This is a genomic window from uncultured Aliivibrio sp. (assembly GCF_946479765.1).
Lineage (GTDB): Bacteria > Pseudomonadota > Gammaproteobacteria > Enterobacterales > Vibrionaceae > Aliivibrio.
The window spans coordinates 13,034-23,677 of record NZ_CAMLHO010000019.1; the positions used below are offsets into that span (position 1 = coordinate 13,034).

At 37.0% G+C, this 10,644-nt stretch carries 9 protein-coding genes; 3 read left to right on the top strand and 6 right to left on the bottom strand.

Annotated elements, in window-relative coordinates; translation table 11 throughout:
* Window positions 1-29: 29 nt before the first annotated feature.
* Window positions 30-560 carry a 3'-5' exonuclease gene (locus Q1K78_RS09145; protein WP_300177194.1) on the top strand — a complete coding sequence of 177 codons (531 nt, stop codon included), beginning with the start codon at window positions 30-32 and terminating at the stop codon, window positions 558-560.
* 402 nt (window positions 561-962) lie between these two features.
* Here the strand turns inward: Q1K78_RS09145 and Q1K78_RS09150 are convergent, their stop codons facing one another.
* Window positions 963-2,333, bottom strand: coding sequence for an L-cystine transporter (locus Q1K78_RS09150; protein ID WP_300177197.1), 1,371 nt, complete (start codon window positions 2,331-2,333; stop codon window positions 963-965).
* Window positions 2,334-2,586: 253 nt separating this feature from the next.
* Between Q1K78_RS09150 and Q1K78_RS09155 the strand changes: the two genes are divergently transcribed.
* Together Q1K78_RS09155 and Q1K78_RS09160 are read left to right on the top strand one after the other, a co-directional pair.
* Window positions 2,587-3,228 (top strand): thiopurine S-methyltransferase, encoded by a 642-nt coding sequence (locus tag Q1K78_RS09155; RefSeq protein WP_300177199.1) that lies wholly within the window; start codon window positions 2,587-2,589, stop codon window positions 3,226-3,228.
* A 203-nt stretch (window positions 3,229-3,431) separates the two neighbouring features.
* Window positions 3,432-5,336 carry a metallophosphoesterase gene (locus Q1K78_RS09160; RefSeq protein WP_300177201.1) on the top strand — a complete coding sequence of 635 codons (1,905 nt, stop codon included), beginning with the start codon at window positions 3,432-3,434 and terminating at the stop codon, window positions 5,334-5,336.
* A 74-nt stretch (window positions 5,337-5,410) separates the two neighbouring features.
* Here Q1K78_RS09160 and Q1K78_RS09165 read toward each other — a convergent pair whose 3' ends face one another.
* The 5 genes from Q1K78_RS09165 to Q1K78_RS09185 all read right to left on the bottom strand — a co-directional run bounded on the left by Q1K78_RS09165 (window position 5,411) and on the right by Q1K78_RS09185 (window position 10,539).
* Entirely contained in the window at window positions 5,411-6,505 is a 1,095-nt protein-coding gene (locus Q1K78_RS09165) for a YdcF family protein (RefSeq protein WP_300177204.1), read from the bottom strand.
* A 192-nt stretch (window positions 6,506-6,697) separates the two neighbouring features.
* Window positions 6,698-7,444 carry a phosphocholine cytidylyltransferase family protein gene (locus tag Q1K78_RS09170; protein ID WP_300177207.1) on the bottom strand — a complete coding sequence of 249 codons (747 nt, stop codon included), beginning with the start codon at window positions 7,442-7,444 and terminating at the stop codon, window positions 6,698-6,700.
* Between the two features lie 75 nt (window positions 7,445-7,519).
* Complete coding sequence (locus tag Q1K78_RS09175) at window positions 7,520-8,293, bottom strand: CDP-alcohol phosphatidyltransferase family protein (RefSeq protein ID WP_300177210.1); 774 nt, start codon at window positions 8,291-8,293, stop codon at window positions 7,520-7,522.
* A complete protein-coding gene (locus tag Q1K78_RS09180; protein ID WP_300177213.1) occupies window positions 8,294-9,490 on the bottom strand; it encodes an aminotransferase class V-fold PLP-dependent enzyme in 1,197 nt (398 codons plus the stop codon).
* A gap of 698 nt (window positions 9,491-10,188) precedes the next feature.
* The gene (locus Q1K78_RS09185) at window positions 10,189-10,539 is read right to left on the bottom strand and encodes a DUF2750 domain-containing protein (RefSeq protein WP_274445413.1); all 351 of its coding nucleotides are present in this window, start codon (window positions 10,537-10,539) and stop codon (window positions 10,189-10,191) included.
* Between the last annotated feature and the right edge of the window lie 105 nt (window positions 10,540-10,644).

Genomic DNA, 10,644 nt, shown 5'->3' on the forward strand with positions numbered 1-10,644 from the left:
CCCGTTTTATTTGAGTACCAAGGATCTCCATGAACTTTAATCGTATCGTCTGTTTTGATTTAGAAATGTGCTGTTGGAATGTAGACGGCAAAGGAACAACAGGGGAAATAATTGAAGTAGGATTAGCTGAGATTGATTTACAGGTTGGTGAAGTGGTTAGACGCGCTCAATATTATGTAAAACCTGAAGAAGATCAAATTTCGCTCTTTTGTGTTGAGCTTACAGGGATTACTCCACGTAAGATTGAGAAGCAAGGTCGACCATTAGAAGGTGTTTTAAAATCCATGATTAAAAACTTCGGAGGCACGAATAAAATTTATGCCGCTTGGGGTCATGATGAGCTGATTTTAAAAAAAGAATGTGAAGCGAAAGGCATTGAGTTTCCATTTGTTGAATTTATCAACTTAGCGACGTTATATCGTATTAAATCACGGAAGAAAAATGATCGAATGGGTCAACGTAAAGCGATGGAAGAGTTAAATCTTGAGTGGGAAGGAAGACAGCACTCAGGCTACGTTGATGCTTATAATCTTGCACAGTTAGCATTGAAAATATTATAAGATCTAATAAATCCCTGCATTAGATATAGAAAAGGAGCTGATTAGCTCCTTTTTTAATTCAGCGTATTATTTATTATCGCGCTTGTACAATTCAACAAATGAACGCTGATAAGCTCTTGCGATTTTAGTTATGATTTTCTTAGCCATAGCAGCACCTTTTTATTTGATAATAGGGCGAGATATTTCATCTCTGTATGGCGCGCATTATAGATAGATATTTTATTATTTCTAGCAAGTAAAATTATTTTATAAGATTAGTTTTTCTAATCCAAAAATGGCGCATGCAAGTTACAAGTACTAATGTAATGAGTAACAATAGGGTTACAGAAGTATGTTGGTTTTGTGAATAAAAAAGAAAGCCAAATGACTTCCTTTTTTAATTATTAAATGAATTAAGGGTAATTACGCTTGTGCGTTTTCCACTTGTTCATCAGTGCTTTTTTCACCAAGTACTCGGCTTGTAATTGTACCTGCTGTCATTGCGCCACTTACGTTTAGTGCAGTACGAGCCATATCAATTAATGGCTCGATAGAGATAAGTAAAGCCGCAATCGTTACGGGTAAACCCATCGCAGGAAGCACAATCAGAGCCGCGAATGTTGCACCGCCACCGACACCAGCAATACCGAATGAACTAACAGTGATAATTGCAACAAGAGACAGAATAAAGTGAGTATCAATTGGAATTCCCATTGTAGGAGCAACCATTACCGCTAGCATAGCAGGGTAAATACCAGCACAGCCATTTTGACCAATGGTTGCACCAAACGTTGCTGATAAATTCGCAATTGCAGGTGGAACACGTAGCTTGGTGATCTGAGCTTCAACATTTAGTGGGATTGTTGCTGCTGAACTACGAGAGCTAAATGCAAACGTCAATACTGGCCAAATCTTCTTGAAGTAATTAACAGGGTTTACACCAACAAATGAAACCAATAAACCGTGAACGACAAACATTAGAAGAATAGCGACGTAAGAAGCAACAATGAAGCCAAGTAGATTTAAAATATCGGCCGCATTTGATGTTGCAACGACTTTTGTTAATAGAGCTAAGATACCGTAAGGCGTTAGTGCCATTATCATTTTAACCAAACGCATGACAATTGATTGAGCAACATCGACAAAGGTATTGATTGGGGCGGCTAACTCTTCTTTTTCTTGGCTTACTTTACGAGCAGCAATCCCAGCAAGAATAGCAAAGATAACCACGGCAATAATAGAGGTTGAACGAGTCCCCGTTAAATCAGCAAATGGATTTGTTGGGATAAAGCTTACTAGCATTTGAGGGATGGTTAAATCACTGACGCTGCTAATACGAGATTCAAGAACAGCAACACGTGCAGTTTCGCGTACACCTTCGGTTAAACCTGCCGCTGTTAAACCAAACGCTTGAGTTACCCCAATACCGATAAGTGCAGAAATCATAGTAGTAAATAAAAGTACGCCAATGGTAACACCACTGATCTTACCTAAAGAGCCTGATTTATCGAGTTTCACGACTGCTGAGAACATAGAGACTAAAACTAATGGCATAATAACCATTTTGAGTAAGCCAACATAACCACTACCAACAATGTTTACCCAATCAAGTGTTGTCTTAATTACAGCACTGCCTTCACCATGGATAAGCTGAAGGGCTAAACCATAAACGCTACCCGCAATTAAGCCAATAAGTACAAGGCGAGACAGGGTGTACTCTTTACGCTGTTGCGTATTAAGAAAAAAGATAAGACCGATGAAGGCGATTAAGTTGATGATAACGGGTAATGACATACTGCTTTCCTGTACATGGATGTGCCAATATTGACAAATAAGGCACAAAGTCCTTTTGATTTGAAGGGAATAGTAACGGTAAGCTGCTCGGTATGATAATTAGAAAAAGTTATGCCATATAACTAAATGGAATATAAATTGGTATTTAGGTTATAGATACGGCGATTCGATGCTAATTTGAGTATTTGTAGAACAGAATTAAGGGATGAGTTACCATTTCTAAATAATAAAAGTTAATCAAAAGGGAAAGAAAATGGATCATGAATTTTGGGAAAAGAAATGGGCAAGTAATGTAATTGGTTTTCATCTACCTGATACAAACCCAATATTGACTCAATATTGGTCAGCCTTAAAGCCGCAACGTAGTGATACGGTATTTGTTCCTTTATGTGGTAAATCAATGGATTTAGATTGGCTTGCAGAGAAGCATAATTCAGTGATTGGTGTTGAGTTGAGTAAAATAGCCGTCCGTGCTTTTTTTGCTGAGCGTTTATACACACCAACAGTCACCGCATTAACTAGCAGCCTTGAGTTGTATGAGTTTGATGAATTTGCTATTTATTCTGGGGATTACTTTACCGCATCGATTGAAGCAACCGATCTTATTTATGATCGCGCAGCACTTGTTGCGCTACCTAAAGAAATACGAGCAGAGTATGTACAAGTATTACGTTCTCGTTTAAAAGAAAGCGGACGTATCTTATTAGTGACATTAGATTACGATCAAGATGAAATGGCAGGACCTCCATTTTCAGTGTCAGAAGAGGAAGTTCGTACACTATTTTCTGGTATGAAAATTACTCGTTTACAACGTGATGAAGCAGATGCAGACCATCCTAAAATTAAAAAAGGATTATCACGCTTTGCAGAAGAAGTATGGTTGATTGAGAGTTAGAAAATAACCTAAATATAAAACAAGTTCATTATATCCAAGCCGCCAGATTATTAATTTGGCGGCTTTTTGTTGGCAATGTGTCACTCATCATAATTTTGTAACTTAAATTCATCGTTACATAATAAATGTGATCACTCATTATTTATAAAGTAGGAGATGCCTTTATGCTTCTTTATCATCCTACAAATAAGATAATGATAATTATGAAAAAACACATACTGGCCTCTGCAATTTTACTTTCGTTAAGTGGTTATACTGCGGCGGCAGATGGTGATATCGTTGATGTCACCATTCTTGGTACATCAGATATTCATGGACATTTTATGCCTTGGGATTATGCGAGCGATAAGCTCAATATGAAAGGCAGTTTGAGTCAGATCGCAACGAAAGTAAAAACTATCCGGAATGAACAAGATCATGTCATCTTGGTGGATGCAGGCGATACAATACAGGGTAATTTTGTTGAAACCTTTAAAGATGAAGCTACTGATCCAATGATGCTCGGCTTTAATGAGATGAAGTATGATGTTTGGGTTCTCGGTAATCATGAATTTGATTTTGGATTAGATGTACTTAATCGCTCTTTAACTCAGTTTAAAGGCACATCATTAGCAGGAAACATCAAACGAGAAGATGGAAATCCATTTCTACCTGCCTACAAAATCATTGCAAAAAATGGCATCAAAATTGGCATGATTGGTATGGATACACCAATGACTCAAGTATTTGCTGAAGGTACAAATCGCTTAGAGGGAATGACGTTTACTAATCCATCTCTAGAAGTAAAAAAAGTCATCAAACAGATAGACGATAAAGTGGATGCGATTGTATTAGTAGCTCATATGGGGCTTGATAATGAGAATAACATTGAAGCCACAGGGGTTACGGACATCGCAAATGATAACCCAGAAATTGACGCGATTGTTGCAGGTCATATGCACACCCGTATTGATAAAGCGACAGTGAATGGTGTGATTATTACCGAACCAGATAAATATGGACGAGCACTCTCTCGTATCGATTTACAATTTGAAGAGAAGAATGGACAGTTTACCCTCGTTAATAAAGACAGCTTTACCTACAAGATAAAAGGTATTGAGTCTGATGAGAAGATGGAAGAGTTATACGCACCTTATCATAATCGTCTGCGAGAGAACGCAAATCGTGTGGTGGCAGAGCTACTCGGTGTTGATTTAGTACCAGAGAATGAAATCAAAGGCATACCACAAGTTCATATCCAAGATACGGGGATCAGCGCTCTTTTCCAAGAAGCGAGCATGCATTACGCACCATTGGCAAACGTGATTGCTTTGCAAATCGATAACGACATGGCAGAGCTCGATGTAGGTAAAATCAAAGCTAAAGACATTGCTTATAATTATCAGTACGCGGGCGGTGAAATTACTGTTTATGATATGACGGGTAAAGAGCTTAAAACTTACATGGAGTGGTCGGCAGGTTATTTCAATAGCGTAAAAGAAGGGGATGTGACTTATAGTTTTAACCTTGATCGCCGTTCGTCTAAATATTCCACGAATGACTTTTTTGCAGGGGTAACTTATACCATTGATTTAACCAAGCCTGCGGGAGAGCGTATTGTCGATCTTAAATTTTCTGATGGCAAAGCAATAACAAACACGACTCCAATTCGCATCGGGATGAATAGCTACCGCATGGGGCATTTAACCAAAGCGGGTGGCGTACTTGAAGGACAAGTTTTCCCTGTGTTATTTGATACAGAAGAAGAATTTGGTGAAGATGAAGGGACGATTCGTAACTTAACCATTCGATACTTAAATGAAGTGAAGAATGGTAAATACGTAGGAAAGCCAATGAGTCGCTGGACATTAAGTGGTCTTGATGGTTATGCAAAAGAACGTGAAATCATAAAATACTTAGTGAATAGTGGGAAAATTAATGTACCAACCAGTGACGATGGTCGCTATACCAATGTTGAGTCTATTAATGTGAAAGATAAGATCTTCTCAACGGAAGCTGAACTAACGACTTATCTAACTAGGCTTGAAAAAGAGCTAAAAACGGCGACAACAGAAGCCGAAAAAGCACGAATTCACCGTGATATGATAATAGCTAAAGCCCTGAACTAATTTCATTATAACTAAAAAGGTGACCGTGTTGATTGGTCACCTTTTGTTTGCTTATCAGGTAGAAGTAAATGGATTTATCTTTGCTCTAAAGGATATGAGCGATAACTCCACATACCATACACACGTAGTGCATCACGATAAATGCCTAATAATTCACCGTCTGTCGGGACTTTCAATTCTTCTAATGGACGGTCGTTAGCGGCATAGGTATCAAACGTGATCCCTTTAGGGCCAGTCTGCCAGCTAGCCACTTCAAATAGAGCTTGTCCACGGCGAACATGGCTTGCCGAACTAATAATTGTAGCGTGGTCAATATCATGACGAGCTAATGCATAGCTGCTGTATAAAGCATTTTCTACCGTACTTCTGGCGTAGTTATCTTCAATAATACGAGATTTATCTATGCCATTTTTTACTAACCAGTCGGCCATTAACTTACCTTCGGTCTTGTGGTTTTTAGGTACGCCACCAGTGACTACTATGTAGGTATTAGGGTTCTTCTTCGCAATCGTTAGCGTTGCATTTAATCGATCAATTAAGATTTGATTCATGCTGCCATCAGGGTTTAATGCATAGCCCAGTGTAATGATTGCGTTGTTACCTTTTTTAGGCTTTTGAATCGTATTACTTAATGGTGTATCAACGATTCTATCAATGGTCGACATGATTTTTTTCAAATCTGCAACACGGCCTTTGTTTAATTGCTCTAGAGCGTTTAAATGTTTTGTTACTTCGCTTTTGTTGCCTTTAAAATTTTGCCAAATAACAAGATATGAATGAGCATCCACATCATCTGGAGCTACATTTAGTACTTGAGTAAACAATTCAATAGCTCGGTTGACATTATTATTATAAATCTGGGCATTAGCCGCTGAAAATAGTAAATCTACTCGGTAGGGTTCAAGTTTATAAGCATCAAGTAAATTATTAGTGATCATCTCCATATTGCTTGGCATTTTTGCCGTAAAACCTGCATGAGAGATGCGTGATGGATTTTTGAATACTTGGTAAGCATCATTAAGTAATTGGTCAACTACCTGACGCTGAGAGGTCATTTCTGTGTAGTTAATCTGTGGTTGAACCGCATCTAATGCAGCAATGCTTGGCGCGGAGTAAAAAGAGCTAGAAAGGATAGCCGCCAAAGAAAGGGTTAAGAGTGTGCGTTTCATAATAATACCAAAGTTCGCAAGAAGAAGACGTTATCCTACGATTTGATAAAATGGTGTGCTGTGAGCGCAATCGTATTTATTAAATTTGATAACTATCCGATTTGTAATGGTAAAGGGTAGTTACAAAAATTTATCTTCTTCAGTATAAGAATGCCGCTCACTTGTAAGTGAACGGCATTACCTAATAATTAGTTACTTTCGATAAATCGTAGCCGCTTCACTAAAGTCTTCTAACGTATCAATCTCAATCCATTTCAAACCCGTAATATCTAATCCGTAAAAAGGAACGTGTTTTTCAATAAGACGATCGTAAGCTTCTTCATAATATTCTTGATGATTTTTTTCGTCTTCCATCATGAGTTTTAATTCAGAAAAAAGCGTAATAGCTGTTGAGCTAGAAATTTTCTCAATACCAATAGATTCGCCAATGGCTTCTACCGGGTTTACTGATTTGTTTGCTTTTAGTACACGGTTATCATCGGTTAGTATGACCTTAACTTCTTCGGCGTCTAACTGAATGTTTTTGTCAAAGCAGAGGCAATTTTCATGATTGTTTTTGATAAGGTTACGCAGAATATCGTTGTCAAAAACCACATCGGCATCAAACTTAATAAAACCTGAATTTCCGACGTATTCTTCAGCCAGCATTAATGAATAGCCTGTATTCGTGCTTTCATAGTTTTCATTAACAATGTAAGTCACATTTAAATCAGGGAAAGTATCGCTAACAAACGCTTTTATCTGATTTTGTAAATAGCCTAATACAATGATCACTTCAGAAATGCCACAATGTAGTATGTTTGTGATCATCATTTCTAAAATAGGTTTACCTTCCACCTTTAAAAGGCTTTTAGGGCAATTATCAGTTAGCGGTCTGATTCTTGACCCGACGCCTGCAGCTAGAATGATGGCTTTCATTGGTGAGTTATTTTTATTCATTGGTGAGTTTGCTCTATAGAAGTGGTGCTTTAAAATAAAAAGGAGATGAGATCGTTTGGTTAAACATGAATCACTCTAGTTTTGATTTTGTTCTTTCAATTGTGCTATTTGGCTCAAACTTCGTTTTATGGCATAAATAAACTGACTGAGAGCAAATATAATTAACATCGGCGTTAACACATTGAAGATTAATGCCGCAGATAACATAAAGATAAATACGCCTTCATTGAAAAATACAATTTTGCGTTGTTCGCTGAAGAACCAACGAAGATTCTCTGCTGTGCTGAAACTTATACCTGCTTTTTCAATTATTTGTTCGGTTGTGTCTTTTGTGGGTACTTGTTCTAACTGGTCAGAAGCATTCTGCATTTTTGTGTAAAGGAACATATATTTTGAATAGCCACGTAAAGAATAAAAAGTGACTCCGGCGAAGGCTAACAATAGAGGCGTTATATTTTGTGTTTGATCGTAAGCTGCATAACCTACAGCGCCAAACCAAAGCGCTACTTGAAGGTGATCTGTCAATTTGTCATAGTAACTACCAGTAGGAGAGCTGGTTTTACGAAAGCGCGCCATCTGACCATCCATGCAATCAAGTATATGGCTAAATTGTACTAAAAAAGCGGCAATAACAAAGTTAATGTGGCCACCAATAACAATAAGCGCGACTGAGACGAGAGCAACTAAAAATGATAGCAAAGTAATAATGTTTGGAGTTAACCATTTAATATCAACGACAAAATAATTAGCAAAAATAGCTAATGGTGAAGTCACAAAAGATGACCACCATTCGTCGTCCTTATTTTTAGTTGCCCATAATTTGGTTAATTTTTCATTTGAAATATTCATTTATATTAGGCTCACAGCAACTAATGGAGACGGGGTTAATATGGATTTCGTTTTATTGATTAAAGGACGTATTTTTGGCAATGACATTAGTTTATTGCTTTCGAGTATATTGCTGCTTTGTAAGATTTCTTTTTGTATATCTAAGAAGAATTGAATATCTTCAAAAGAAATCTCTCCAATATTACCCACTTGAAATACTTTATGTTTAAAGCATCCTTTACCTTCATAAATGATAATGGATTTATCTCGAAGTTTTTGGCGAAGTACATTTACGTCAATATCCGCAGGCACATAAACCGAGGTTAATATTGAGCACATATCACGTTCATTGAGTAAAAAATTCAATCCTAGTTTTTGCATGCCGCTGCGTAAAAAATTCGCTTTACTTCGTAGGTCTGCGTAGCGATTTGCTACCCCTTGTTCGAGTATGTTGCTTAATGCTTGATCAAGTGCAAAAAATAATGGTACAGCAGGTGTGTTAGGTGTTTGTGATACAGTTTTAAGGAAAGTATAAAATTTATATAAATTCAGGTATGCCGTTTTTATAGGATAATTTTTTAATTTCTCGAATTCAGTGGTTTTACCTATAACGAATGATAAACCAGGGTATGAGCCTAAGGCTTTAGAGCTTGAACTTGAGAAAAAATCGATATTATTTCGTTTTACATCGATGGCTTCAGCACCAGCGCTGCTGACACAATCGACGATGAATTTAGCATTATGTATTTTTGCTAGTGCGCCAATTTGCTCTAAAGAATTGAGAATGCCAGAGCTTGTTTCATGATGAACCATTGCTATGACATCAACAGAATTATGCTCTAAATAATCAGAAATAATATTAATATCTAAGCTCTGTCCCCACGGAAATTCAAGCACAGAAGTGTTCTGATTGTGGATTTTAGATATTTCATGTAAACGATCCCCAAACTCACCGTTAGACAGAATAAGAATTTTTTTGTCACCAACAACGGACGAAAGCATGGCTTCATTTGCTGCGGTTCCTGAGCCGGTAATAACAACCGCTCTATAATCATCAACGGCTTTTATTTCAAAGACATTAAGTAATTTTTGCTCAATACCTGCTAACAATAAATCGAAATCAACTTCTCGATGACAAATGTCTTCTTTAGCAATAGCCATTCGAACATTGTTAGCTACGTTGACTGGGCCCGGGGTTAATAATAAATATTTATTCAATGCAATATCTCCAGATAACGACAACAGTTATGTTAATGTTATCTTTAATGTTATCTTTAATGTTAATTATGTTTAGCGCTTATTGAAGATGCAAAAGGTGATGCATTTTTCTCCAAGTCAGATAAACAACAAATTAATATTTTCGAGAATAAATTGGTTTCTGGTTTTATGTTGACCATAAAGTGTAGGCAATCATTCGACTGTCTATCTAGTTGTCAAAATTCAGATCAATGTTACGGATGAATACGTTGCTTTGCATTTTGGACTAGGCCAGTTAATGTGGAGGCGGCATTCATTTAACATGAAATTTATTCGCGCCAGTTGGTCCAAGAAAAGCATTGGATTGCCTGATACTAACGTAATATAGACATACTAAATTTAGAAAGGAAAAATCTGAAATAGAGGCAACAATCTATCTATAGAATTGTCGTCCGCTCTTTTCATTATCACGAGCTAGCGAGAAGTATCTTGAAGTGGCTAGGTACATAATCCATTTAAATTCACTGTATGGCGCTAAAGTAAGCGGTGTGTCATTAAATGTTTTGAATCGTAGGGTAAGTAGATTATAGGCTCTGAATCTGCTAGCAGCGGATAATAACACTGAACGCTAAATTTAGATACAAAGAAAAATAAACAGTACTAGAAATAAAAAAAGGGCCGTAATAATTACGGCCCTTTATGTTTTTTAAGATTGACTCTTATAGGTAAAGTTTTACAAGCTCAGTAGCTTCAACTTCTTTGCCTTCAAGTTGTTGATTCCAGTTTGTACCAACTAAAACACCATCTTCAGATAAAGTCACCAACCAGTCTTCTGCGAAGATATCTAGTGGAATTTCTGTTACTTCAAAATCAGCCCACTCTTCAACATTGTGAAATGCTGCGTCTTCTTTATTAGACCAGAACGGCATTACTTCAGAGTTTTCAAATTCAGTTGACTCAACAGAGATCCAACCTTCTTCGTTATAAAGACTCCAAACTAGCTGCGTTTCTTTCGTTTCTGCAATGAAAAGATCTAGGTTTGCTTGAGTATCTGACGTTAATTTGCTCATGATGATGTCTCGATTAAAATAAACACAATGAATAATAAAGGATTATGAGGATTATGATACTTAAATTTGGCAAAAATTATGTTATAAAACGATCAGTTAATAAAT

What these genes read in the sequence shown, in the direction of transcription:
- Q1K78_RS09145 (WP_300177194.1), top strand. Translation starts at nt 30, where the DNA reads ATGAACTTTAATCGTATCGTCTGTTTTGATTTAGAAATGTGCTGTTGG.
- Q1K78_RS09150 (WP_300177197.1), bottom strand. Translation starts at nt 2,333, where the DNA reads ATGTCATTACCCGTTATCATCAACTTAATCGCCTTCATCGGTCTTATC.
- Q1K78_RS09155 (WP_300177199.1), top strand. Translation starts at nt 2,587, where the DNA reads ATGGATCATGAATTTTGGGAAAAGAAATGGGCAAGTAATGTAATTGGT.
- Q1K78_RS09160 (WP_300177201.1), top strand. Translation starts at nt 3,432, where the DNA reads ATGAAAAAACACATACTGGCCTCTGCAATTTTACTTTCGTTAAGTGGT.
- Q1K78_RS09165 (WP_300177204.1), bottom strand. Translation starts at nt 6,505, where the DNA reads ATGAAACGCACACTCTTAACCCTTTCTTTGGCGGCTATCCTTTCTAGC.
- Q1K78_RS09170 (WP_300177207.1), bottom strand. Translation starts at nt 7,444, where the DNA reads ATGAATAAAAATAACTCACCAATGAAAGCCATCATTCTAGCTGCAGGC.
- Q1K78_RS09175 (WP_300177210.1), bottom strand. Translation starts at nt 8,293, where the DNA reads ATGAATATTTCAAATGAAAAATTAACCAAATTATGGGCAACTAAAAAT.
- Q1K78_RS09185 (WP_274445413.1), bottom strand. Translation starts at nt 10,539, where the DNA reads ATGAGCAAATTAACGTCAGATACTCAAGCAAACCTAGATCTTTTCATT.